This window comes from Bradyrhizobium sp. F1.13.3 (genome assembly GCF_040548265.1).
Taxonomy (GTDB): Bacteria; Pseudomonadota; Alphaproteobacteria; order Rhizobiales; family Xanthobacteraceae; genus Bradyrhizobium.
In genome coordinates, this window is sequence record NZ_JBEPRI010000018.1 from 39,574 (window position 1) to 62,302 (window position 22,729).

At 64.4% G+C, this 22,729-nt stretch carries 24 protein-coding genes; 10 read left to right on the plus strand and 14 right to left on the minus strand.

The window, feature by feature from the left end; genetic code table 11:
- Positions 1-93: 93 nt before the first annotated feature.
- Positions 94-1,092: a cobaltochelatase subunit CobS gene (gene cobS, locus ABIB66_RS34815; RefSeq protein ID WP_275172738.1), complete on the minus strand. Its 999-nt coding sequence runs from the start codon at positions 1,090-1,092 to the stop codon at positions 94-96.
- 308 nt (positions 1,093-1,400) lie between these two features.
- Between cobS and ABIB66_RS34820 the strand changes: the two genes are divergently transcribed.
- Entirely contained in the window at positions 1,401-2,060 is a 660-nt protein-coding gene (locus ABIB66_RS34820; RefSeq protein WP_354207461.1) for a DedA family protein, read from the plus strand.
- Positions 2,061-2,081: 21 nt separating this feature from the next.
- Here ABIB66_RS34820 and ABIB66_RS34825 read toward each other — a convergent pair whose 3' ends face one another.
- Together ABIB66_RS34825 and ABIB66_RS34830 are read right to left on the minus strand one after the other, a co-directional pair.
- Positions 2,082-2,504 (minus strand): nuclear transport factor 2 family protein, encoded by a 423-nt coding sequence (locus ABIB66_RS34825; protein ID WP_354207921.1) that lies wholly within the window; start codon positions 2,502-2,504, stop codon positions 2,082-2,084.
- Positions 2,504-3,106, minus strand: coding sequence for an NADPH-dependent F420 reductase (locus ABIB66_RS34830; protein WP_354257725.1), 603 nt, complete (start codon positions 3,104-3,106; stop codon positions 2,504-2,506). The genes ABIB66_RS34825 and ABIB66_RS34830 overlap by 1 nt, the downstream gene beginning before the upstream one ends.
- Positions 3,107-3,234: 128 nt before the next feature.
- Between ABIB66_RS34830 and ABIB66_RS34835 the strand changes: the two genes are divergently transcribed.
- Positions 3,235-4,164, plus strand: coding sequence for a LysR family transcriptional regulator (locus ABIB66_RS34835; protein ID WP_275172735.1), 930 nt, complete (start codon positions 3,235-3,237; stop codon positions 4,162-4,164).
- 22 nt (positions 4,165-4,186) lie between these two features.
- Here ABIB66_RS34835 and ABIB66_RS34840 read toward each other — a convergent pair whose 3' ends face one another.
- The gene (locus ABIB66_RS34840) at positions 4,187-5,416 is read right to left on the minus strand and encodes a citrate/2-methylcitrate synthase (RefSeq protein ID WP_354207459.1); all 1,230 of its coding nucleotides are present in this window, start codon (positions 5,414-5,416) and stop codon (positions 4,187-4,189) included.
- Positions 5,417-5,491: 75 nt separating this feature from the next.
- Here ABIB66_RS34840 and ABIB66_RS34845 point away from each other — a divergent pair, with 75 nt between their 5' ends.
- Complete coding sequence (locus tag ABIB66_RS34845; protein WP_354207457.1) at positions 5,492-6,586, plus strand: citrate synthase/methylcitrate synthase; 1,095 nt, start codon at positions 5,492-5,494, stop codon at positions 6,584-6,586.
- Between the two features lie 198 nt (positions 6,587-6,784).
- Here the strand turns inward: ABIB66_RS34845 and ABIB66_RS34850 are convergent, their stop codons facing one another.
- Positions 6,785-7,420, minus strand: a complete 636-nt coding sequence (locus tag ABIB66_RS34850) for a J domain-containing protein (protein WP_007599228.1) — start codon at positions 7,418-7,420, stop codon at positions 6,785-6,787.
- 159 nt (positions 7,421-7,579) lie between these two features.
- Here ABIB66_RS34850 and ABIB66_RS34855 point away from each other — a divergent pair, with 159 nt between their 5' ends.
- The gene (locus ABIB66_RS34855; RefSeq protein ID WP_354063424.1) at positions 7,580-7,849 is read left to right on the plus strand and encodes a BolA family protein; all 270 of its coding nucleotides are present in this window, start codon (positions 7,580-7,582) and stop codon (positions 7,847-7,849) included.
- 112 nt (positions 7,850-7,961) lie between these two features.
- Here the strand turns inward: ABIB66_RS34855 and ABIB66_RS34860 are convergent, their stop codons facing one another.
- The 3 genes from ABIB66_RS34860 to ABIB66_RS34870 form a co-directional block, all read right to left on the minus strand.
- Positions 7,962-9,266, minus strand: a complete 1,305-nt coding sequence (locus ABIB66_RS34860) for an HlyC/CorC family transporter (protein WP_275172731.1) — start codon at positions 9,264-9,266, stop codon at positions 7,962-7,964.
- 92 nt (positions 9,267-9,358) lie between these two features.
- On the minus strand, positions 9,359-10,507 hold the full coding sequence (gene aroB / locus ABIB66_RS34865; RefSeq protein ID WP_354207454.1) for a 3-dehydroquinate synthase: 1,149 nt from the start codon (positions 10,505-10,507) through the stop codon (positions 9,359-9,361).
- A complete protein-coding gene (locus ABIB66_RS34870; protein ID WP_275172729.1) occupies positions 10,504-11,127 on the minus strand; it encodes a shikimate kinase in 624 nt (207 codons plus the stop codon). The genes aroB and ABIB66_RS34870 overlap by 4 nt, the downstream gene beginning before the upstream one ends.
- 183 nt (positions 11,128-11,310) lie before the next feature.
- Here ABIB66_RS34870 and ABIB66_RS34875 point away from each other — a divergent pair, with 183 nt between their 5' ends.
- From ABIB66_RS34875 to ABIB66_RS34900, 6 genes are all read left to right on the plus strand, one after another.
- Positions 11,311-11,457, plus strand: coding sequence for a hypothetical protein (locus tag ABIB66_RS34875; RefSeq protein ID WP_035669499.1), 147 nt, complete (start codon positions 11,311-11,313; stop codon positions 11,455-11,457).
- Between the two features lie 17 nt (positions 11,458-11,474).
- On the plus strand, positions 11,475-12,458 hold the full coding sequence (gene xerD / locus ABIB66_RS34880; RefSeq protein WP_354207451.1) for a site-specific tyrosine recombinase XerD: 984 nt from the start codon (positions 11,475-11,477) through the stop codon (positions 12,456-12,458).
- Between the two features lie 201 nt (positions 12,459-12,659).
- Entirely contained in the window at positions 12,660-13,622 is a 963-nt protein-coding gene (locus tag ABIB66_RS34885) for an acetyl-CoA carboxylase carboxyltransferase subunit alpha (RefSeq protein ID WP_354207449.1), read from the plus strand.
- Between the two features lie 416 nt (positions 13,623-14,038).
- The gene (locus ABIB66_RS34890; RefSeq protein ID WP_354207447.1) at positions 14,039-15,583 is read left to right on the plus strand and encodes a L,D-transpeptidase family protein; all 1,545 of its coding nucleotides are present in this window, start codon (positions 14,039-14,041) and stop codon (positions 15,581-15,583) included.
- Between the two features lie 148 nt (positions 15,584-15,731).
- Complete coding sequence (locus ABIB66_RS34895) at positions 15,732-15,962, plus strand: AbrB/MazE/SpoVT family DNA-binding domain-containing protein (RefSeq protein ID WP_354207445.1); 231 nt, start codon at positions 15,732-15,734, stop codon at positions 15,960-15,962.
- Positions 15,959-16,372, plus strand: a complete 414-nt coding sequence (locus tag ABIB66_RS34900; protein ID WP_354063412.1) for a PIN domain-containing protein — start codon at positions 15,959-15,961, stop codon at positions 16,370-16,372. Before ABIB66_RS34895 ends, ABIB66_RS34900 begins: the two co-directional genes overlap by 4 nt.
- A 118-nt stretch (positions 16,373-16,490) precedes the next feature.
- On the opposite strand, the gene ABIB66_RS34905 is transcribed toward ABIB66_RS34900, so the two are convergent.
- The 6 genes from ABIB66_RS34905 to ABIB66_RS34930 all read right to left on the minus strand — a co-directional run bounded on the left by ABIB66_RS34905 (position 16,491) and on the right by ABIB66_RS34930 (position 22,703).
- Positions 16,491-17,186 carry a branched-chain amino acid ABC transporter ATP-binding protein gene (locus ABIB66_RS34905; RefSeq protein WP_007599215.1) on the minus strand — a complete coding sequence of 232 codons (696 nt, stop codon included), beginning with the start codon at positions 17,184-17,186 and terminating at the stop codon, positions 16,491-16,493.
- Positions 17,179-17,913, minus strand: a complete 735-nt coding sequence (locus ABIB66_RS34910) for an ABC transporter ATP-binding protein (protein ID WP_007599214.1) — start codon at positions 17,911-17,913, stop codon at positions 17,179-17,181. Before ABIB66_RS34910 ends, ABIB66_RS34905 begins: the two co-directional genes overlap by 8 nt.
- Entirely contained in the window at positions 17,900-19,006 is a 1,107-nt protein-coding gene (locus tag ABIB66_RS34915; RefSeq protein WP_354207442.1) for a branched-chain amino acid ABC transporter permease, read from the minus strand. Before ABIB66_RS34915 ends, ABIB66_RS34910 begins: the two co-directional genes overlap by 14 nt.
- Before the next feature lie 6 nt (positions 19,007-19,012).
- A complete protein-coding gene (locus ABIB66_RS34920; protein WP_007599205.1) occupies positions 19,013-20,230 on the minus strand; it encodes a substrate-binding protein in 1,218 nt (405 codons plus the stop codon).
- Positions 20,231-20,234: 4 nt separating this feature from the next.
- Entirely contained in the window at positions 20,235-21,092 is an 858-nt protein-coding gene (locus tag ABIB66_RS34925; RefSeq protein WP_275172720.1) for a branched-chain amino acid ABC transporter permease, read from the minus strand.
- A 96-nt stretch (positions 21,093-21,188) separates the two neighbouring features.
- Positions 21,189-22,703: an amidase gene (locus tag ABIB66_RS34930; protein WP_275172719.1), complete on the minus strand. Its 1,515-nt coding sequence runs from the start codon at positions 22,701-22,703 to the stop codon at positions 21,189-21,191.
- Positions 22,704-22,729 lie beyond the last annotated feature (26 nt).

Here is a 22,729-nt window from a genome sequence, read left to right on the forward strand (position 1 = left end):
TTGTCGGTCAGGGAAAACTATCGGTGTGGCTTCATCGAGAGACCTCGCGGTATGGGTCCCGGCGTTCGCCGGGACGACATATCGCGAGAGTAATCAGCTGAGCGCCACGTTCACCGCCGATTCCGGCAGCTCCGCGTTGAAGCAGCGCTGGTAGAACTCGGCGACGAGGGGACGTTCGAGTTCGTCGCACTTGTTGAGGAAGGTGACCCGGAACGCAAATCCGATGTCGCCGAAGATGTCGGCGTTCTCGGCCCAGGTGATCACCGTGCGCGGGCTCATCACCGTCGACAGATCGCCATTGGCGAAAGCGTTGCGGGTGAGATCGGCGAGGCGAACCATCTTGTTGACGATGTCGCGGCCCTCCGTGGTGCGATAGTGCTTGGCCTTGGCCAGCACGATCTCCACTTCCTCGTCATGGCTGAGATAGTTCAGCGTGGTGACGATCGACCAGCGGTCCATCTGGCCCTGGTTGATCTGCTGGGTGCCGTGATAGAGGCCCGAGGTGTCGCCGAGGCCGACGGTGTTGGCGGTCGAGAACATGCGAAATGCCGGATGCGGCTTGATCACCTTGTTCTGGTCGAGCAGCGTCAGCCGGCCGGAGACTTCCAGCACGCGCTGGATCACGAACATCACGTCCGGGCGGCCGGCGTCGTATTCGTCGAACACCAGCGCGACATTGTGCTGGAGCGCCCAGGGCAGGATGCCGTCGCGGAATTCGGTGACCTGCTTGCCGTCGCGGACCACGATCGAGTCCTTGCCGACGAGGTCGATACGGCTGATGTGGCTGTCGAGGTTGACGCGCACGCAGGGCCAGTTCAGCCGCGCGGCGACCTGCTCGATATGGGTGGATTTGCCGGTGCCGTGATAGCCCGTGACCATGACGCGGCGGTTGTGGGCGAAGCCGGCAAGAATGGCGAGCGTGGTGGCGCGATCGAAGCGGTAATCGGAATCGACTTCGGGGACGTGAGGATCGACTTCGGAATAAGCGGGGACTTCGAGATCGCTGTCGATCCCGAACACTTGGCGCACCGACACCTTCATGTCGGGCAAACCGGAAACTTCCTCAACTTTGGACATCGCGGCGGTCGTCATCAATCCTCCGAGGTCCCGGGCGATCCCGAGACCAGTTATTGCACGTTGGCTGCGGCTGGGTGCTGTTGCGAACCTATCAGAGACAACGTGCGGGCAGAAGCCCGCCCCCCAATCAAAGTTCCGTTGTCTTTTCATTTAGATAGGCAAGGAACGCGATTTTTGGAAGGCTGCCCTGCGAATCACGCCTGAATTTCGTGCGGAAGGCACGTCCTGCCCACGTGGGTGGCACTTTTACCGCCGCTCGTTACTTATGTAGGGTCCGAATGCAGGGTCCGAACCCCGAGGCCCAATCCCACCATAGAGACGACGTGACGTCCTTTCTCGATCCCCTCATTTCATTCGTCTCGGCCCATGCGTGGCTGGCCTATCTGACCCTGTTCCTGGCGGCTCTGCTGGAGGCGGTTCCAGTGGTGGGGTCGGTGATCCCCGGCTCGACCATCATCCTGGCGCTGAGCGCCCTGGTTCCGGGCGGCGAGCTCAGGCTGCAATGGGTGTTGCTGGCGGCGGCGCTCGGCGCAGTGCTCGGCGACGGTTCGGCTTACTGGATCGGGCACCGGCAGCAACGGGAGATCCTCAACACCTGGCCGCTGACCAGCTATCCGCGCGTAGTCGAGCAGAGCGAGAATTTCTTCCACCGCTTCGGCACCTGGGCGGTGTTCTTCGCCCGCTTCGTGCCGCCGATCCGTGCCTTCGTCCCGGTCACGGCGGGCGCGCTGGGCATGCCTCCGGCCCGCTTCTACGTCATCAACATTCCGGCGATCCTGGTCTGGGCACCGGCGCATGTGCTGCCGGGTGTTTTGGCGGTGTCGGCCCTGCACGAATATGCCGGGCTGCACCACCATGGACATGTCGGCAAGCACATCTGGATTTTGACTGTGGCTGCAGCGGCGATTTTGCTGGGCGTAGCGGCGTGGGTCTACCGCCGGCGGAACGGCGGCGCGGTCGCCGCGGCGAAGCCGCAGATCTAGCGCCGGCGTCGCGACCTTCTCTCAAGGCGTATTGAGAAGTACCCACAGCCGCGAGATTCTACCATTTTCGACTTCAGCCACGTCGGCCCCTGTCACGGTGGTCGGGCCGTGCTCGGGCCCGGCGTGCCAGGCTAGATGGCCCAAGCCGTGATGCCCGACAGCCGCGCCATCGGGTACGAACCTGAAAGTCGGCCCGAACTGCTTCAAAAGATCTCCCGCGATCCTCGATATTTCTGCCCGCCCGCGGACGATATTCGTCGGCTCGTACATGACGGGCTCATCGACGAACAACACGGCTATGGCCGCTCGCCGCTTGTCCTCGTCACGCTCGTTGAACACGCGCTCCAGATTTGAACGAAGCAGATGGTCGAATTCGATACTACCGGTTGTCATGTCGTAGCCTTTCTTCACATTATTGGTCGGCGAATATCCGCGACGGATCATCAATCGAACTTGACCAGGTTCAACGCGGGAAGCGGGCCACCCGGAAACTGGGTCAACCTTCCGCCGATCGCGAGCGAGCCAAGATCGATGCCGAAGAATCCGAGTTGTTCGATCAGCGCGCCGATGGCGGTCTTAGCTCCGGCATCATCTCCCGAGTAGAACAGCACGCGCTTGCCCCCATCGGTGGTCGGGTCAGCTGCGAGGAGTTCTGACAGCAGATGATTGAATGCCTTCACTACCCGCGCTCCGGGCACCAGATCGGCGAAGACCTCCGACGAGGCGCGACCACCGAGTTCAGCCGGCTTGAATAGCGGCGCCTCGATCGGATTGTTGGCATCAACCACGATGCGGCCGCCGAACGGCGGCAGGCCCGCAAGCGCGCCAGGCAGCTTCGACCAGTTGACCGCGACCAACACGATATCCTTGGCAGCCGCCTCCTCGCGAGTGCCGGCGGTCACGAGCCGACCGATGTCGGCCACAGCCGTCGCCAAGCTCTCCGGACCGCGGCTGTTAGACAAGGTCGTGGCGATGCCCTTACGCGCGAACGCCCGGGCGATGGCGCGGCCGATATTGCCCGCGCCGATAATGCCGATGGTGGACATGGAAGATGCTCCCGAGATGTATGGAGATCAGATCGACTGATCAGTGACCTCAAAATGGCGCAACCATTCCCTCTTGATTAGAGGGAACTTGGTAGTAAGATTTTCAACGATTACTTTCGAATGAGCTGATGGAAACGCTGGCTAATCTGGAATCCTTCCTCCGCAGCGCGGAATGCGGCAGCTTTTCCGAGGCAGGTCGGCGTCTCTCGGTGACGCCGGCTGCTGTCAGCCGCAATGTCGCGATGCTGGAGCGCAATCTGGGCGTCCGGCTGTTTCATCGATCCACGCGAAAGCTGACGCTGACGGAGGCCGGGGAGACGTTCCGCGCAGCGATCGCCGACAATTTGGAGGGACTGCAGGCAGCGATTACTGGGATATCGACGGGGAGCAATGAGCCGGCTGGCCTTCTCAAGGTGAGCCTGCCGCCGACATTCGGCATAGGCCATATCCTGCCGCTGCTTCCCGGTTTCCTGGCCCGTTATCCGCGGGTACGCGCCGAGTGGCACTTCGAGAATCGCCAAGTCGATCTCGTCGGTGAAGGCTACGACGCCGCGATCGGAGGCGGATTCGAGTTGTCCCCCGGTCTCGTGAGCCGAACACTTGCGCCGGCACACATCGTCGCCGTGGCGTCTCCAGCCTATATGTCGGGACGAACATTTCCGACCAAGCCGGACGAATTGGCGACACTGGACGGCATCGTCATGCGCTCGCTGCAGACCGGGCGCATTCGGCACTGGTCGATGCGCGACGTTTCAGGTCGGGAAATTCAGGCCTCGCTCTCCGAGGCGATCGTGGTGAACGATCCCGCTGCGATGCGTGAGGCGGCATTATTGGGCCTCGGGGTCGCCATGCTCGCAACCGCCGACACCCTGCCCGCGCTTGAAAACGGTTCGCTGCTGCGCCTCGTGCCGCGCTGGTACTGCGACGCCGGCGCGATCTCGATCTACCATGCCTCGCGCAAGCTGGTGCCGGCAAAGACGAGAGCCTTCGTGGACTGGGTGGCGGATGCATTCAAGAAGAACAAGCTCGCGGAACGCTTTGCGGGGAGTCTGAGCTGACACGCATGCCCGCACGTATGATCTAGGCCTTTGCGTCCGGCTCCCCTGCCCGTCGCCCCGGTGCAGGCCCAACATAACGCGCCCTTGGCCTGATCAGCTTGCCGAACTGCAATTGCTCGCTGGCATGGGCGATCCAGCCGACGCTGCGGGCCATGGCGAACAAAGCCAGCTCGCTGCCTCCAGGCAGGCGCAGCGCGTGCACGAGCACCGCGAGCGCGTAGTCGATATTGACGAGTTCGCCTGTCGCCTCCGCGATCCGCTCCGGCACCTCCTTGGTGAATTTGCGCGGTGCGCCGGCGCGGGCCAGGGCATTCAGGAGCGACTGCGCGCGCCGATCGCCCCGCTTGTAGACGCCGTGACCGAAGCCGGCAAAGCGTTCGCCGAGCGCGACGCGTTCGCGGACCATTGGCTCGACGTCACGATCCACCAGCGCCTTGACGAGCTGCGAGGCGAGCACGCCCGCACCGCCGTGCTTCGGTCCCTTCAGCGCGGCGAGGCCGGCGATGACGGAGTCATAAAGATTGAGGCCGGTCGAGGCCGCGCAGCGCGCGGTGAAGGTGGACGCGTTCAATTCATGCTCGGCGAGCAGAACCAGCGCGCGGCGGATGAGTTCGGCCGCGTGCTTGTTGTCGGGCGCCCAGGCCCTCGCGATCTGCTGGTGCAGCGGCTCGGCAGACGGCTCCGTATTGAGCATGGTCGCGACCAGGAGCCGGACGATGCGCGCACCGACCATCGCGCGTCCATCATGCGCGCGGGTGAAGGCGCGGGGATCAGCGCTCGATGCGAGCGCCAGCACGGCAATGGCGCGATCGATCGGCGCGGCGCGGTGCGCCGCCTGCGCGATCAGGCGCATCTCATCGGACACCGCGGGCTGATTATCCGGCGCAAAGGGATCGACGCCGGAGACGTCCCACAGAAGCGTCGCGGTGTGCTCCAGCGTGTCGTGCTCGGCGAGATCGACGCAATTGACGCCGCGATAGATCGCGCCGTCCTCGGTGATGGTGGAGATCTCCGTGTCCATGACCGGCAGATCGGCATCGAAGCTGCGCAGACCGCGCGGCTCCGGCGACGGCACCCGGCGCTCCTTCAGCGCCCGGACGTCCTCGGCGCGATAGCGGTTCTTGCGCGAGTCCGGCGTCGGCTCGGAGCGGACCAGGCCGCGGCTGACATAGGCGTAGAGCGTGGCCGGCGAGATCGTGAGCTCGGCGGCGGCTTCCCGGGCCGAGAGGTATAGCTCCTCGGAATTTTTCATATTGATTTATGTAATCAAGATTGATCAATCTGTCGAGAGGCCCGACCTTTGGCTTGTGCAAAGGAGATTTGGGCCATGAACATCCACCTCACCAAAAGCCAGATCGGGCTGGACGGCGTTCCCGCGGCCGAAACCGTGCTGAGCCATGTCGACGGCGAGCGGGGCGAGTTGATCATCGCCGGCGAGCATGTTGGCCGACTGGCGAGCCAGTCGAGCTTTGAGGGCGTCACCGCCCGGCTCTGGAACGGCGCCAGCACGACCACGCTGAGCGAAGCCAATGTGCGCGCAAGCCTGGGCGCCGCACGCGAGCGCGCCTTCGCGCGGCTGGATGAGTTGCTGCCGGCAACGCGCGGCATGGGCGTCATCGACGGGTTTCGCGCGGCGGTCGCGGGACTTCGCGCCGAGCACGGCCTCGCTCATGAGGCGACGATCGTCGGCGCATTCCCGGTGATTGCGGGCGCGCTCGTCCGCCGCGCTAGGGGTCTCGATCCCGTGGCGCCCGATCCGAACGTGAGCCATGCTGCCGATACGCTTCGCATGCTGCACGGGCGCGCGCCTGAACCACGCGAGGTCACGGCGCTGGACGCCTACCTCGTCACCGCGAGCGACCACGGCATGAACGCCTCGACCTTCACCGCGCGCGTGGTGGCCTCAACGCAGGCAGATCTGTTTGCCGCCGTCACCGCCGGCTATTGCGCGCTGACGGGTCCGCTGCATGGCGGCGCGCCGGAGCCGGTGCTGGAAATGCTCGACGCGATCGGCTCGCGCGAGCGCATCCAGCCCTGGGTGGACGCGGCACTCGCCCGCGGCGAGCGGATGATGGGTTTCGGCCACCGCGTGTATCGCGTGCGCGATCCCCGCGCCGACGTGCTCAAGACCGCGATCGAGGCGCTGGCCTCGGACGGCGCCGACCTGCCGTTTGCCGGCGAGGTCGAAGCCTATATCCGCAGCGCGCTGCGCAAGAAGAACCCGGACCGGCCGCTGGAGACCAATGTGGAGTTCTTCACCGCGATCCTGCTCGATGCGCTGGCGATCCCGAGGCAGGCCTTCACGCCGATCTTCGCGGTGGCGCGCGCCGCCGGTTGGACGGCACATGCGCGCGAGCAGCAGCGGACGGGACGGCTGATCCGGCCGAGCTCGTCATATGTGGGGGCGATGCCGAAGGCGTGATGAAACGTAGCCTGGATGGAACGGCGTTCTTTCCCTCTCCCCTTGTGGGAGAGGGTGGCTCGCCGCGCAGCGGCGAGACGGGTGAGGGGTTCTCTCCCCGCACATTCCCTTGCATTGGAATTTGAGGAAGCAACCCCTCATCCGGCGCTTCGCGCCACCTTCTCCCACAAGGGGAGAAGGGAAGACAGAGGCGCGGCCTCAGGCCTCGCGCACCACGGTCTTCAGGTAATTATACGCCTTGATGATCTCGATCAGGCGGTCCTCGGTGGAGCGGTCGCCGCCGTTGGCGTCGGGGTGGTGCTGCTTCACCAGCGCCTTGTACTTGGACTTGACGTCGGCGAGCGTGGACTCGGGGCCGAGGCCCATCACCTGGAGCGCCTTGCGCTCGGCATTCATGATCTTGCGCGTCTCGGCCTTGGGCGCGGCCTGCGGCCCGGCGCGCCAGCCGGTGCGGCCGTTGAGCTCCTGGAACATGCTGAACGGATCGAAGGCGCCGTCGATCTCGGCTTCCGCGCCTTTCTTGACGCCGCCATTGGCGCCCATCTTCCAGGTCGGACGATGACCGGTCAGTGCATCCTTCTGATAGCGCGCGACAGCGTCGGCATTCATGCCGGAAAAGAAATTGTAGTTCTGGTTGTACTCGCGCACGTGGTTCAGGCAGAAGTGCCAGTACTCACGCTGATTGTCGCGACCCTTGGGCGCACGATGCGCGCCCTTGTTCTGACACCCGGTCCATTCGCAATTGACCACGGCGTCGCGCGGCTTCACTTCCGGCTGCTTGCCTTTCGGCTTGACCCGGATGGAGTCGAAGAACTTTGATGAATCAATCGGCATGGCTGACTTTGACTACGCAATGCAAAAACCTTCAAGTCTTGACATTGCAATTAGCTGAAAACACATAGCCGAAGCTTCGCCTCGGCGTCCTGAAGAACGGCTACCCAAGGGCAGCCTACGCAATTGACGGAGTGCGGTCGCGCACCTTAAGGCACACCCATGGCTATGAGAGACACTATCAGCAACAAGTTGCAGGAAGCTTTCACGCCGGAAAGCCTGCAAGTCGTCGACGAGTCACATTTGCATGAGGGCCACGCCGGCCATCGGCCGAGCGGCGAGACGCACTTCCGCGTATATATCGTGTCTCAGGGCTTCAAAGGGAAGAGCCGGGTCGATCGCCACCGCATGATAAATTCGGCACTGGCCGCGGAACTCGCAGGCAGCGTGCACGCGCTGGCGATCCACGCGCAAGCGCCGGGAGAAAATTAGCTTGGTCATTCCGGGGCGGCTCGAAGAGCCGAACCCGGAATCTCGAGATTCTCAGGTGCGCAATTGCGCACCATAGTTCGATGCTTCGCATCGCCCCGGAATGACCGAGGAATCAAAACGACGTCCCGGCCCGCCGCCGCTTGGCTTCTTCCATTTCCGTCTCGCGCGGCACCGGTGAAATACGGAGTGCGGTGATGCGGTTGCGTTCACGGCGGAGGACGCGGAAGCGGAAGCCGTGGAAGGTGAAACTCTGGCCGCGGTCGGGGATCGAGCGCGCCTCGTGAATGACGAGGCCGGCGACCGTCGTTGCCTCTTCGTCAGGCAGGTGCCAGTCCATGGCGCGGTTGAGGTCGCGGATCGGCACCGAGCCGTCGACGACGACCGAGCCGTCCGGCTGGGCGCGCACGCCCGCGACCACGACGTCATGCTCGTCGGAAATGTCGCCAACGATCTCTTCCAGAATGTCTTCCAGCGTCACGAGACCTTCCACTTCGCCGTACTCGTCGACGACCAGGGCGAAATGGGTCTTGCGGCGGCGGAACGCCTTGAGCTGCTCGGAGACGGGCCGCATCTCCGGCACGAACCAGGGCGGTAGCGCGATGGTGGAGACGTCGATGCGCGAGGTCTCGCCGTCGGCCGCGCGGATCGCGCGCAGCAGATCCTTGGCGTGGAGCACGCCGATGATGTTTTCCGGCTTCTCGCGCCACAGCGGGATGCGGGTGTATTCGGCCGCCAGCACCTCGCGCACCAGATCCTCCGGCGGCAGATCGGCGTTGATCATCGTCATCTCGGTGCGATGGATCATGACGTCGGAGACCTGGAGCTCGCGCAGATCGAGCAGCCCGCCGAGCATGTCGCGGTCCAGCTTCTCGAACTTGCCTTCATGATGCAGCAGGTCGACCGCGCCGCGGAGGCGCTCGGTCGGCGACAGGATCGCCTGGTGCTCGCCGGCAAGGCCAAACAGGCGCATCAACAGCCGCACGATGACTTCCACGATCCGCAGCAACGGCCCCAGCACGTACATCGTCAGCCGCATCGGGCGGGCGACTGCCAGCGCCATGCGGTCGGGCGCGTTGATTGCGATGGTCTTGGGCAGCACCTCGGCGAAGATCACGACCAGTGCGGTCATCAAGCCGGTGGCATAGAGCACGCCGACGTCGCCGAACCAGGCCGTGAAGATACTGGTGGCCAGCGCGGATGCACTGATATTGGCGATGTTGTTGCCGAGCAGCAGCGCACCGATCAGGCGCTCGCGCATGTCGAGCAGCTGCGAGACCACGTCGGCGTCGCGATTACCCTGCTTGGAGAGCCGCAGCATGCTGGCGCGCGAGGCGCCGGTCAGTGCGGTCTCGCTCGCGGCGAAGAAGCCGGAGACGAGCAGGCAGAGAATGACGATGGTGAATCCGAGCCAATCCATGAACCACTCTGGTTTCTTGTTTTGACGCGTTTTCTTGACGCGAACCGGTACCCACTTCGCTCGAAAACGCTTTAACGCCGTTCAGCCGCGTGTCACGCCTTCTGGGCGAGCTTGTCCTTGAGGAAGTCGCGCACCGGAGCCGGCTCGACGTTCTTCACGACGACGGCCCGCCCCACCGCCTCCAGCAGGATAAAGGTGAGCCTGCCGCGCTCGACCTTCTTGTCCTGCGCCATCAGCGCCATCAGCGCGTCGGCATCGGCAAGCCCCTCCTGCGCGAAGCCCGCGATGTCCTGCAAGCGCGTCGGCAGGCCGGCCTCAATGAGGTGACGCTCGACTCGCGTCGCATCCGCCTCGCCGATCATGCCGAGCCTGGCCGAGAGCTGCGCCGCCAGCGTCATGCCGATCGAAACGCCCTCGCCGTGAAACAGGCGGTCGGAGAAGCCGGTCGCGGCTTCCAGCGCATGACCAAACGTATGGCCGAGATTGAGCAGCGCGCGCTCGCCGGTCTCGCGCTCGTCGCGCGAGACGACGCCGGCCTTGGCGCGGCAGGAGGTCGCGATCGCATGCTCGCGCGCCGAACCGCCTTTGGAGATGTCGGAATGGTTCTTCTCGAGCCAGGCGAAGAAGGCCTCGTCGCCGAGCACGCCGTATTTGGCGACCTCGGCATAGCCGGCGCGGAACTGCCGCGGCGACAACGTGTCGAGCACGGCGGTGTCGGCGATCACCAGCACCGGCTGGTGGAAGGCGCCGAGCAGATTCTTGCCCTGCGGCGAGTTAATGCCGGTCTTGCCGCCGACGGAGGAATCGACCTGCGCCAGCAGCGAGGTCGGCACCTGCACGAAATCGACGCCGCGGCGCAGGATCGCCGCGGCAAAGCCGGCGAGATCGCCGACCACGCCGCCGCCGAGCGCGATGACCAGATCGTTGCGCTCGATCTTCGCGGCGATCAGGGCCTCGCTGACCTTTTCGAGGCCGGCATAGGTCTTGGAGATCTCGCCTTCCTCGACGACGATGCGCGATGTCGGAATGCCCGCGGCTGCGAGCGATGCCTCGGCGGGCTCGAGCCAATATTTCGCGACCGTGCGATCCGTCACGATCGCGGTGCGCACGCCGGGACGCAGACGCGCGACCCGTTCGCCGAGCGAGGCCAGCACGCCGCGGCCGATGACGATGTCATAGGCGCGATTCTCCAGCGCGACTTCGACGTTGACGGGATCGGAATGTTTCAAGGGCGCGGTCATCGTGCGGCACTCGCGACGTCGGCTGGTGGCGGGGACGCCTGTTCGCCGCAAAGATGCGCGCGCAGCGTTTCGATGGTCTCATCGACGATCTTGTCGTGCGGCACGTCGCGCGAGGCGATGGTGAGGTCGGCATGGCCGTAGACCGGCTCGCGCTCGGTGAGCAGGCGCGTCACGGTTCCCTCGGGATCGGCGGTCTGGAGCAGCGGACGGTCGGCGCGCCGGCGCACGCGGCGCATGATGACATCATGATCGGCCTTGAGCCAGATCGAGATCGCCTTCGCCGCGATGCGGCCCCGCGTCTCCTCGCGCATGAAGGCGCCGCCGCCGGTCGCCAGCACGATGGGACCGCCGTCAAGCAGACGCGCGATCACGCGGGCCTCGCCGTCGCGGAAATGCGGCTCGCCGTGGCGCTCGAAGATTTCCGGTATGGTCATGCCGGCCGCCGCCTCGATCTCGGTGTCGGCATCGATGAAGGGCAGCTTGAGCCTGAGAGCCATGCGGCGGCCGATGGTGGATTTGCCCACTCCCATCATGCCGACGAGCACGATCGAGCGCGTCCCCAGCGCCGACAGGATGTCGGCCTCGGGCGAAGCTTGGATCGGCAACGCGGCGTCGGGCATTTGTCTCGCTCGATTGGGTCTCGCTCGATCTGCCGCCAAAGGCGGCATCCTTTGGCCACCTATACGACCCCGCAGGGGCCCTCGCCAGAGGACTCTTGCCACGAAACAGCGAACGTGTTGGATGATTTCATTGGTTAATTTGCCCGCCGAGCCCCTGACCGAGACCCCTCCGAGATCCTGCCGATGCCCAGCCTGTTCCGCTTCCTGACGGTCGTCGCCGTGATCGCCGGCATCGTCTATGGCGTGGTCTTCGCGCTGGCGAACTTCGTCAATCCGAAGCCGCGGGAAATGACGGTGACGATCCCGCCGGATAAGTTTCTCAAGAAATAGGGGCTAGGCTGCCGGGCATGCGTGCCAGATCTTCCACCAGCAAGCCCTCAGATACAAAACTCACCGGCCTGTTCCTCGACATGCTCGCGGCGGAACAGGGCGCCGGCCCCAACACGCTCGATGCCTACCGCCGCGACCTCACCGACTTCTCCGAGTTTCTCGGCCGCGTCGGCCATGCATTTGAGGATGCGGAAACACAGACGCTGCGCGACTATCTCGCCGATCTCGACACGCGAGGCTTCAAATCCACCAGCGTCGCGCGGCGGCTGTCGGCGATGCGGCATCTCTATCGCTTCCTCCTGAACGAACGCATCAGAACCGACGATCCCGCGGCGATCCTGTCCGGCCCGAAGCGCGGCCGCGGCCTGCCGAAGGTGCTGTCGATCGCGGATGTCGACCGCATGCTCCGCCGCGCCAAGGAATTGAGCGAGGCGGAGGATGCCTCGCCGTCGAAACGGCTGCGCGCCCTGAGGCTCTATTGCCTGCTCGAGGTGCTCTACGCCACCGGCCTGCGCGTCTCCGAGCTGGTGGCGCTGCCGCGCACGGCCGCGAAGCGCGACGCCCGCATGATCGTGGTGCGCGGCAAGGGCAACAAGGAACGGCTGGTGCCGCTCAACGAGGCCTCGCGCCAGGCGATGGCCGATTATCTCGCGGCGACGGAGGCGGCCAAGGACAACAGCAAGACAGACAAGAAGAACAGCGTGGCGGCCTCGAAATGGTTGTTCCCCTCGTTCGGCGAGAGCGGACATCTGACGCGGCAGCATTTTGCCCGCGACTTGAAGGAGCTCGCGGTTGCTTCGGGGCTGCAGGCCCGGCTGGTCTCCCCCCACGTGCTGCGCCACGCCTTCGCCAGCCACCTGCTGCACAACGGGGCCGATTTGCGCATCGTGCAGACGCTGCTCGGCCACACCGACATCTCGACGACTCAGATCTACACCCACGTGGTCGAGGAGCGGCTGAAGAGCCTGGTCCGCGACCTGCACCCCCTGGCGGAGAAATGAGTCTCCGGTAGCCCGGCTACAGGCCACAGCCCGAAACCGCCTTGACTTCGGCCACATCTCCGCAGAAAGAGCCGGGGCCTCACGATGATTTGGCCTGCGCTCGTTGCGAGCACACAAGCCAACTCATTGACGAACCTACATTTCTTACCGCGACATCGAATCCGCTTCGCCGCCTCGCCCCGTTCTTCCTATATTGAGTTGATGCCAGACCAGATGCGCAGCTATCTCGATTTCGAAAAGCCCGTCGCCGAGCTCGATTCCAAGCTCGACGAATTGCGGACGCTTGCGGCCTCCGGCAGCGACATCGCCGAGGAGATCGGGCGGATCGAGGACAAGGCCGCGCAGGCGATGGCCGACCTCTATCTGAACCTGACGCCGTGGCAGAAGACGCTGGTCGCGCGGCATCCGCAGCGGCCGCATTTCAACGACTTCATCAAGGGCCTGATCACCGAGTTCACCCCGCTCGCCGGCGATCGCAAATTCGGCGAGGACGAGGCGCTGGTGGCCGGCTTCGGCCGCTTCCGCGGCGAGGCCATCTGCGTGATGGGCCAGGAAAAGGGCGATTCCACCGAGAGCCGCATCAAGCATAATTTCGGCATGGCGCGGCCCGAGGGCTATCGCAAATGCGTGCGGCTGATGGAGATGGCCGAGCGGTTCGGCCTGCCGGTGCTGTCGCTCGCCGATTCCGCCGGCGCCTATCCCGGCATCGGCGCGGAAGAGCGCGGCCAGGCCGAGGCGATCGCGCGTTCGACCGATGCCTGCATGGCACTGACAGTGCCGAACGTCGCCATCATCACCGGCGAGGGCATGTCCGGCGGCGCCATCGCCATCACCACCGCCAACAAGGTCCTGATGCTGGAGCACGCGATCTACAGCGTGATCTCGCCCGAGGCGGCGTCCTCGATTCTGTGGCGCGACGGCTCCAAGGCGCAGGAAGCCGCCAACAACATGAAGATCACCGCCCAGGACATGCTCCGCTTCGGCGTGATCGACAGCATCCTGAAGGAGCCGGTCGGCGGCGCCCATCGCGACCCCGCCGCCATGATCGCCACCACGGGCGACGCCATCGCCAAGGCCTTTGATGAGCTCCGGGGTCTGGACGGCGCCGCCATTCGCAAGCATCGACGGCAGAAATTCCTCGATATTGGCCGGAAACTGGGCTGATTCGGGCAGGTTTGGGGCCCGTCGGCCGCGTCACCCTCCTTGGGGTAATGGGTCCTGGCTTTCGCCAGGACGACACTGAGTTTGAGGCCGGCCAAACCGCGCCGTAGGCCCCGGTAACCCCGCGTTAACCCTTTTTTTGCCCAAATCAGCGATCTCTGTACCGGTTTGGCCGCGAGGCCCAAGTTACGGCCCAGTTTAAGTCTTCGTTGACCACACCTTTGGGCCAACGGGCTCGTGATCCCCGCTCGGGTTGCGACCACATGCCCCAGAGGTTAGAATTTTAATCAATGGCTTCAGGGCATAAGCGCTGGAGCGTGATTGCGAAAAAGCCCGTCGCGACGGGTCCGGGTCTCCGGTCGGATCATGCTTCAAGATTGGGGTTTGCGCGCGATGCCCTGGACGGTGTGGGGTCCATCTTGATTTCTCGTTCGCTTGCTCGCGCGTTTTTGGTTTCGGTGGCGCTTGCCGCCAGCTTTGTGCTGGCCGGCTGCGACACCGACCAGGTTTCGCTTGCGACCAATGCCAAGGCCAACCAGCCGGTGCCGCCAAAACTTCTCGCCGCGATGGTCGAGAAGAACATGGACCTGCAATCGCCGATCCTGGTGCGCCTGTTCAAGCAGGAGGCCGAGCTCGAGGTCTGGAAGCAGACCCGCAACGGCCAGTTCGCGCTGCTCAAGACCTATCCGATCTGTCGCTGGTCGGGCGACCTCGGGCCGAAGGTGCGCGAAGGCGATCGCCAGGCGCCGGAAGGATTCTACTCGATCAATCCGGGCCAGATGAATCCGCAATCGGCATACTATTTGTCGTTCAACACGGGCTATCCGAACGCGTTCGACAAGGCCTTGGGCCGCAGCGGCTCGCAGCTGATGGTGCATGGCGATTGTTCGTCGCGCGGCTGCTACGCGATGACGGACGAGCAGATCGCCGAGATCTATTCGCTCGGGCGCGAGTCCTTCTTCGGCGGCCAGAAGGCGTTTCAGCTGCAGGCCTATCCGTTCAAGATGACGCCGGTGAACATGGCCAAGCACCGGAACAATCCGAACATGCCGTTCTGGAAGATGATCAAGGAAGGCTATGATCATTTCGAGGTGACGCGGCAGGAGCCGAAGGTCGATTTCTGCGAGAAGAAGTACGTCTTCGACGCCGCCAAGCCGCCCGACGCCAAGCGCGATCCGGTGTTCGACGCGTCTGCAAAGTGCCCGGCCTATGTGATCCCCGAGGAGATCGCCAGCGCTGTGCGCGAGAAGGATGCGCGCGACCAGGCGGAGTACAGCAAGCTGGTTTCGCGTGGCACGCCCGTTGCGCGCATGAACACCGGCATCGACGGCGGCATGAACAAAATCTTCGCCGCGAAGATTCCGGAAGGCTCGACCGGCCTGTCGGAGGGCGCCGAAGGCACGACGTTGCAGATGCTGGCCATGGCGAAGGCGCCGGGCACGATCCCTGGGCACGTCAATCCGCCGAAGCCGAATCTCGATGCAGCCGCGCCCTCGCCGCAGGAGGAGCCGGTTGTCGCCGTCAGCGCGCCCGCCGCCAACACCCGCGTCGCCACCGCTGCTGCACCTGAGAAATCCGGCTTCTTCTCGAATCTCGGCCGCAAGATGGGCATGGGCAACGCCGAGGCCACGGCGACCACGCCTTCGCCGCAAGCCACGGCATCTGTCGCCCCGGCCGCGACGACCACGACGCCGCCGAGCGCGGCGTCCCGGCTGAAGGCCGCGGTGACCCGGTTCGTGCCGGGACACGACAAGTCCAAGGATGCAGCGAAGGATGCGCCGAAGCCGGCTGTTGTCGCTGCCAAGCCCGCCGAACCTGCGAAGCCCGACACCCGTCTCGCCGCAACCCGCCCTGCGCTCAAGCCGTCGGTGTCGGATGGCGCGGGTGAAGCAACCCAGATCATGGGAGCCGCGCCGGTCGTGCAGTCGAACTCGTTCGACAGCCGGTTTGGGGCCGTGAAGTAAACGGGCGGGAACCTCTCGCCCCTTCCCGATTCGTACCAAGCTGACGGCCGTCCCGGATGATCAGCGGCATTCCAGGACCTGAAGCCCTTGAATTGCGATGATATCCTATCCATGATATACAATAATCCTGTATATCATGGAGCAGTCCATGCTGGTCTCCAAATGGGGTAACAGCCTCGCAGTCCGTCTGCCTAAGGCACTCGTTGAGGCCTTGAACCTCGCCCCCGGTGACGAGCTCAACGTCGTAGAGGCTTCGACAGGCCAGATCAAAGTAGAGAAGGTCGACAGACGAGCGGAATTTCTCAAGCGAGCCGAGCAGTTCCGGATTCCCCTGCCCGAGGGTTACAAATTCGACCGCGACGAAGCGAACGAGAGATGAGCTCGTTCTTCGACAGCAACATCTTGGTCTATGCCTTTTCGGCCGACATCCGGCGCGAGCGCGCGCTGACCACAATTGCTGGCGGCGGCGTCATCAGTGCGCAGGTGCTGAACGAGTTCACCAACGTACTGCGCAAGAAGCAAAGACAGGACTGGTCCGTTATCGAGGCCGCGGTGCAAGCCATCCGATTTCGGTTTCCGGATATCGCACCGCTCACCGCCGACACGCACGCTACGGCGCTTGCGCTTGCGCGCGACCATACGCTTGCCTTCTACGATGCTCTGATCGTAGCGGCCGCGATCGAGGCTGGCTGCGAGACGCTGTATAGCGAGGACATGCAGCACGGCCGCAGCATCGGTGGGCTGTCCATCGTCAATCCATTTTTCGGAAGCACTTCGCCGTCACCCTGAGGTGTCCGCTTCTTCAGCCGCCCTCGAAGGGCGACGGCCCGGCTGGCAGCGCTACGCGAGTGCCTCCAGCGACAATGGCTTCGCCATTGCGCGGGGATGACGAACTGCCAGGGCTCTCCTACGGCGCCAGATAACGCAGCAACTCCGGATTGCCCCTCACTTCGCCTGCCTCGCCTTGCAGTGCGACGCGGCCGCGGTCCAGCACGTAGGCGTAATCGGCTACGCGGAGCGCGAGGTCGAGGTGCTGCTCGACGATGATGACGGCGATGGTTTTCGCGAGCTCGATCAGGCGCTCGGTGATCTCCTCGATGACACCGATCCAGACGCCTTCGGTTGGCTCGTCGAGCAGAAGCAGCTTGGGATCGCCCAGCATGGCGCGGCCGATGGCGAGCATCTTGCGCTCGCCGCCGGAAAGCGTGCCGGCGGGCTGGTCGAGGCGCTGGCCGAGCTTTGGGAAGATGGTCAGCACGTGGTCGACCGCGTCGGCTTTCCTGCTCGCGAGCGAGCCGACCGCGAGATTGTCGCGCACCGACAGGCGCGCGAACACCGAATGCTCCTGCGGCACGTAGCCGATGCCGGCGCGTACGCGCTCCTGGGTCGCGCGGCGGCTGATGTCGCGGCCATCGAAGGCGACCTCGCCCTTCCACGCCGGCAGCTCGCCGACGATGGTCTTCATCAGCGTGGTCTTGCCGGCGCCGTTGCGGCCCAGCACGGCGACACCGCCGCGCCAGGGAATGCCGAGGTTGACGTCGAACAGGACCTGGCTGCGGCCATAGCCGGCGTCGAGATGCTTGATGTCCAAAAATTCAGGCACGGCGCAAATAGATCTCCTGGACGGCCTTGTTGGCCTGGATCTCCGACACAGTGCCGGATGCCAGCACCTTGCCCTGGTCGAGCACGGTGAGGCGATCGCAGATGTCGCGGATGAAATCGAGATCGTGCTCGACGATGACCAGCGAGCAATGTTTTTTGATCGGCTGCAGCAATTCGCCGGTGACGCGGCGCTCCTCCAGGCTCATGCCGCCGGTGGGCTCGTCCAGCAGCAGAAGCTTCGGCTTGCCGGCCAGCGCCATCGCGATCTCCAGCCATTGCTGCTGGCCATGCGACAGCGCCGCCGCCGCGTCGAAAGCGCGGTCAGCGAGGCGGAACTGCGTCAGCATGGTCATGACCTGATCGTGCAGGAGCCCGCGCGTGCGCGAGAACACGAGATCGAACAGCGAGGACTGCGCCTGCAAGGCGAGCAGGATGTTGTCGTAGAGCGTCAGCGTCGGCAGCACGGACGTGATCTGGAATTTCAGGCTCATGCCGGCGCGGGCACGCTCCGTCGGCGTGAACGCGGTGATGTCGGTGTTGATGAAGCTCACCTTGCCCTGCGTCGGCACCTCGGCGCCGGCAATGCACTTCATCAGCGTGCTCTTGCCGGAGCCGTTGGGGCCGATCAGGCCGTGAAACTCGTTCTCGCCGACGGTCAGCGCGGCGCCATCGAGCGCGGTGAGCTTGCCGAAGATCTTCTTGACGCCGGTGGCTTCAAGGAGCGGCATCGCGCTTCTCCTTTTGGGTCTCCCTGGACTTGCCACCAAAGCTGCCGACCCGCTCGCGCTCGCCGAGCACAAAGCTGATCAGGCCGAGCGGCCGGAACAGGATCACGAGCAACAGCAGCACGCCAAGGATGATCGGCCAGACCTCGCGGTAATTGTCCGAGAGCCAGAAGCTGACGCCCTCGACGATGACAGCGCCGATGACGGCGCCGATCAGCGTGCCGGAGCCGCCAAACAGCACATAGAGCACGACTTGCGTCGAGACCACGACGCCGACCATGTTGGGCCAGACGAAACCTTCGTGGAAGGCGTAAAGGCTGCCGGCAAGACCTGCTACCGCGCCGCCGATCGCGAAGATAATCGCCTTCAGGTGCTGCGCCTTGTAGCCGAAGAAGGCGATGCGCTGCTCGTTCTCGCGCAGGCCGGCCAGCGCCAACCCGAACTGCGAGCGCACCAGAAAACGGCAAAGCAGGTAGACCACAACAAGAAGGCCAAGCACGAGATAATAGAACGGCGGCCCTTCCGAGAACTCGTAACTGCCGACCGTCATCGGCGCGATCGAGGGGATGCCGTTCTGGCCACCGAGATAGTACCAGCCGCGCGCCAGCCGGTCGGCGGCGTAGGATCCGGTCAGCGTGCCCAGCGAGACGAAGATCACACTGGAGGGATGCCGCCCCAGCAGCAGGAAGCCGCCGAGCAGCAGCGCGAAGGTGAGGCCGATGATGGTGCCCGCAGGCAGCACCAGGAAGATGTTGGTGATGTCGAGGTCGCGCGCGAGCAGCGCCACGCCATAGCCGGCTGAACCAAAAAACAGCGCCTGGCCGAAGCTCATGATGCCGGCATAGCCCCACACCAGGTCGAACGACAGCGCGAACAGCGCGAGGATGATCACCCGCGTCGCGAACACCGTGAGGTAGTCCTGCAGCACCAGCGGCGCGAACAGCGCCGCGACGAGCACGGCGCCCTCCACGATCGGCAAGACCTTTCGTCCCGGAGCGGCTTGCTTCGCTGATGCGTGTTCAGTCATCGCGCCGACCGCCTCCCCGCCGATCTCGGCGGGGATTGCCTGTTTCACTGCGCCCATCGACTTCAGCATTCCAGCTTAACACTCCTTGGGATCGACGAGCCCGTCGCTGCGTCCGACGATCTCGTAATTGCCGCCCTTGGCGACCGCGGTGTACATTTTCATCTTGCAGTGCCGCTTGCCCGGCACCATCTCGGCCGGTCCGCCCGGACCTTCGGCGATCTTGGCGTGGTCGAGCGTAGCCGCAACCGACTCGCGGTCGATCTTGCCGGCTTCCTTGACGGCGGCTTCCCACAGCTTCAGGCCGCGATAGGTGCCGGTGGCGGCGCTGCCGGCGGCGAACAGGAAGTTGCCCGGGAAATCCTTCTCGTAGGCCGCCTGGATTTTGGCGTCGAACGGGTTCTCCTTGGTCAGCACCTTGAAATAATCGAGACAGCTGGCGAGCCCCTCGATCTCGGCCGCCTGATTGATGTTGAGCGTGTTCTCGTCATAGTAGACGCAAGCCAGCCGTCCGCCATTCTTGAGGAAGCCGGCCTCATAGAGTTGCTTGAAGAACGGACCGACACCGGGCGGGATGACGGTGTTGAAGACGACGTCGACCTTGTTGGAGATGATGCGGTTGACGGTCGAGGAGAAATCGACCTGGTCGAGCGGATAATATTCCTCGAACACGACCTCGCCGCCGTTGGCCTCGATTACCTTGCGGGCATAGACGTTGAGCGTGTGCGGCCAGACGTAGTTGGCGCTCGGCAGCGCGAACTTCTTGCCGCCGTTCTTGATCAGCCAGGGAATGAACTCGTCGCACTGCTGCGCGGGCGTCGGCCCAGTGCAGAACAGATAGGGCGTGCACTCCTTGCCTTCGTAGAGCTGCGGATAGATGTAGAGCGTCTTGCCGCGCGCGACGATCGGGTCCTTGATCGCGTTGCGCATCGACGAGGTGATGCCGCCCAATACCATGTCGACCTTGTCGCGCTGGATCAGCTTGCGGACGTTGCCGACCGCGACGGATTCGTTCGAGGCGGTGTCCTCGATATAGAGCTCGAGCGGGCGGCCGAGCAGACCGCCGCCGGCGTTGATCTCCTTGATCACCATCTTCGCGACGTTGGCGTCGGCATTGCCGGCGTAGGCGATCGGCCCGGTGAGGTCAGTGGCGATGCCCACCTTGATCGGGGCTTCGGCCGCATTAGCCCAGGGCGCCGGAATCACCCAACTGCCGACGCCGGTGGCGACCGCGCCGGAGGCAAAGGCGAAATTCGAGAGGAAGCGGCGGCGGGAGAGCTGAGTGCGATCGGACATGTGACTAAACCCCTTTTCCAGCGATGAGGCCCTGCGGCCGGAATTTGATGAAGACGATGGCGAGAACAAAAACGAGGACATCGGCAACGACGGGCGCCATTACCCAGGGCAGCGCGGCACTGAGCGTGCCGATGAGCCCGGCGCCCGCGACCGGCCCGATGAAGGAGCCGACGCCGCCGACCATGACCGCGACAAAGCCCTGGATCAGGAAGCGCAGGCCGAGATCGGCGAACAGGCTGAACACCGGCACGATCAGAGCGCCGGCTAGGCCGGCAAGCGCCGCACCGAACGCAAAGGTGGCGCCATAGATCAGCGGCGTGGAGATTCCGGAGGCGCGCGCCAGCGAAGGATTTTCCAGCGTGGCGCGCACGCGCAGGCCGAAGCTGGTGCGCGCCAGCAGCAGATAGCAGCCACCCATCACCAGCGCCGTGATGACGATGATGGTGAAGCGCCAGGCCGAGATGTGCATGGCGCCGATGTCGATCGAGCCGCCGATCGGCTCCGGCACGGTGAGATAGAAGCCGCCGATCAGGCCGCGCACGGATTCGCGGATGATCAAGCCAAGCGCATAGGTGCCGAGCATGGCGACGATGGGTGCTGCGTAGAAGCGGCGGATGATCAGCGCCTCCAGCACGAAGCCGAGTGCGCCGACGACGAAGGGCGCGGCGACCATGCCGGCCCAGATCGGCAGGCCCTTGGCGTAGGCGAGATAGGTAATGTAGGCCCCGAGCAGGACGAACTCTCCCTGCGCGAAGTTGAAGATGCCCATCATGCTGGCGATGATCCCGAGCCCCAGCACGATCAGGACGATGATCGCGCCGAAGCTCAGGATCTCGAACGCCGCGACGAACGCGTTAGCCATATGATGGGTTCTTGTTTTGACGCGTTTTCTTGACGCGAACCGGTATCCACTTAGCTTGAAAACGCTCTGGTCCGTCCGTCTGCATAAGTCCCTCGCTCACATCTTCTTCCAGTCGCCGATCTGCTCGAACGCGTGCGCGGCGCGGTAGATGGTGGATTCCTCGAACATGCGTCCGACCAGCATCAGACCGACGGGCAGGCCGTCGACCATGCCGCAGGGCAGCGACATCGCGGGATGATGGGTGATGTCGAACGGCGCGGTGTTGGAGATCATTTCCAGCGCACGCGCGACATAGTCCTCGCGGCTGGCCGTGGGCTCCGGCAGCTTCGTCGCCTTCATCGGCGTGGTCGGCAGCAGCAGCAGATCGTAGTCTTTGAAGGCCTTGTCGTAGGCCGCCGTCAGGCGGCGGGAGATGTTGAGCGCCTTGCCGTAATAACGGGGACCGAAAGTATTGTTGATGTAGGTGCCGAGCAGCAGGAACAGCTTTGTGGTCTCGGACAGTGAATCCGCCTGCCGGCGCCAGCCGCGATGGAAGTCCATCAGCGTGGTCGAATAGAGGTCGGAGCGCGACAGGCCATAGCCGTCGCCATACATCATGGTCTGGGTCATGCCCTCGGTGCCGATCGGCGTCCAGATCGCGGGGCCGGCGAGATGCATCGGGATCGAAACCGTCTCGACCGTGGCGCCGAGATCCCTAAAACGCTTTGCGGCCTCCCGCACGCTCTCGTTCACGGCGGCTTCGGCATTCGCCTGCTCAAAACCTTCCTTGAGGATGCCGATCTTCATGCCCTTGACGCCCTGGCCGAGCGCCTTGGTGTACTCCTCGACCTTGGGCGCCTTGATGCGGGGATCGTAGCCGTCGTCGCCGGCGAGCACTTCGAGCAGCAGCGCGTTGTCGGCGACGGTCGCCGTCATCGGGCCGGTGTGATCGACGAACACCTCGATCGGCATGATGCCGGTGTAGGGCACGAGGCCCCAGGTCGGCTTCATGCCGTAGGTGCCGCAGAACGAGGACGGCATGCGGATCGAACCGCCCTGGTCGCCGCCGATCGCCATGTCGACCTCGCCGAGCGCGACGACGACGCCTGAGCCTGACGACGAGCCGCCGGCCGAATAGCCCATCTTGTGCGGATTGTGGACGGCGCCGACCGCATTGGTGTGGCTGCCGCCGGACATGCAGAAGGATTCGCAATGGACTTTGCCGGCGATCTCGGCGCCGGCATCGAGCATGCGCGTGACGATGGTGGCGTCGAAATCGGGGACGTAGCCTTCCAGCGTCGCCGAGCCGTTCATCATGGGAACGCCGGCGAGCATGATGTTGTCTTTGAGAGCGACCGTCTTGCCCTTGAGCTTGCCGCTCGCCGCACCCTTGACGGTCGACTTGCGATACCAGGCGTTGCGCGGGTTCTCTTCCGGCGAGGGCCGATAGCCCGGTGTGCGCGGATATTTGACCTCCGGCACCTCGTCCGGCATGGCGCCGACGAGATTGTAGGCTTCGATCGAGCCCTGCATCAGGCCGCGGAACGAGGCGACATCGTCGTCGGATAGCGAAAGGCCGCACTGGTCGGCGACACTGCGCAATTGGGCTGGCGTGGGAAGGACAACTGTCACGGCGCTCTCCTCAAAGGCTTCTTGAT

Excerpts from the sequence above, each read along its gene's own strand:
- cobS (WP_275172738.1), bottom strand. The coding sequence starts at position 1,092 with ATGACGACCGCCGCGATGTCCAAAGTTGAGGAAGTTTCCGGTTTGCCC.
- ABIB66_RS34825 (WP_354207921.1), bottom strand. The coding sequence starts at position 2,504 with ATGATCCGTCGCGGATATTCGCCGACCAATAATGTGAAGAAAGGCTAC.
- ABIB66_RS34830 (WP_354257725.1), bottom strand. The coding sequence starts at position 3,106 with ATGTCCACCATCGGCATTATCGGCGCGGGCAATATCGGCCGCGCCATC.
- ABIB66_RS34835 (WP_275172735.1), top strand. The coding sequence starts at position 3,235 with ATGGAAACGCTGGCTAATCTGGAATCCTTCCTCCGCAGCGCGGAATGC.
- ABIB66_RS34840 (WP_354207459.1), bottom strand. The coding sequence starts at position 5,416 with ATGAAAAATTCCGAGGAGCTATACCTCTCGGCCCGGGAAGCCGCCGCC.
- ABIB66_RS34845 (WP_354207457.1), top strand. The coding sequence starts at position 5,492 with ATGAACATCCACCTCACCAAAAGCCAGATCGGGCTGGACGGCGTTCCC.
- ABIB66_RS34850 (WP_007599228.1), bottom strand. The coding sequence starts at position 7,420 with ATGCCGATTGATTCATCAAAGTTCTTCGACTCCATCCGGGTCAAGCCG.
- ABIB66_RS34855 (WP_354063424.1), top strand. The coding sequence starts at position 7,580 with ATGGCTATGAGAGACACTATCAGCAACAAGTTGCAGGAAGCTTTCACG.
- ABIB66_RS34860 (WP_275172731.1), bottom strand. The coding sequence starts at position 9,266 with ATGGATTGGCTCGGATTCACCATCGTCATTCTCTGCCTGCTCGTCTCC.
- aroB (WP_354207454.1), bottom strand. The coding sequence starts at position 10,507 with ATGACCGCGCCCTTGAAACATTCCGATCCCGTCAACGTCGAAGTCGCG.
- ABIB66_RS34870 (WP_275172729.1), bottom strand. The coding sequence starts at position 11,127 with ATGCCCGACGCCGCGTTGCCGATCCAAGCTTCGCCCGAGGCCGACATC.
- ABIB66_RS34875 (WP_035669499.1), top strand. The coding sequence starts at position 11,311 with ATGCCCAGCCTGTTCCGCTTCCTGACGGTCGTCGCCGTGATCGCCGGC.
- xerD (WP_354207451.1), top strand. The coding sequence starts at position 11,475 with ATGCGTGCCAGATCTTCCACCAGCAAGCCCTCAGATACAAAACTCACC.
- ABIB66_RS34885 (WP_354207449.1), top strand. The coding sequence starts at position 12,660 with ATGCCAGACCAGATGCGCAGCTATCTCGATTTCGAAAAGCCCGTCGCC.
- ABIB66_RS34895 (WP_354207445.1), top strand. The coding sequence starts at position 15,732 with ATGCTGGTCTCCAAATGGGGTAACAGCCTCGCAGTCCGTCTGCCTAAG.
- ABIB66_RS34900 (WP_354063412.1), top strand. The coding sequence starts at position 15,959 with ATGAGCTCGTTCTTCGACAGCAACATCTTGGTCTATGCCTTTTCGGCC.
- ABIB66_RS34910 (WP_007599214.1), bottom strand. The coding sequence starts at position 17,913 with ATGCCGCTCCTTGAAGCCACCGGCGTCAAGAAGATCTTCGGCAAGCTC.
- ABIB66_RS34915 (WP_354207442.1), bottom strand. The coding sequence starts at position 19,006 with ATGCTGAAGTCGATGGGCGCAGTGAAACAGGCAATCCCCGCCGAGATC.
- ABIB66_RS34920 (WP_007599205.1), bottom strand. The coding sequence starts at position 20,230 with ATGTCCGATCGCACTCAGCTCTCCCGCCGCCGCTTCCTCTCGAATTTC.
- ABIB66_RS34925 (WP_275172720.1), bottom strand. The coding sequence starts at position 21,092 with ATGGCTAACGCGTTCGTCGCGGCGTTCGAGATCCTGAGCTTCGGCGCG.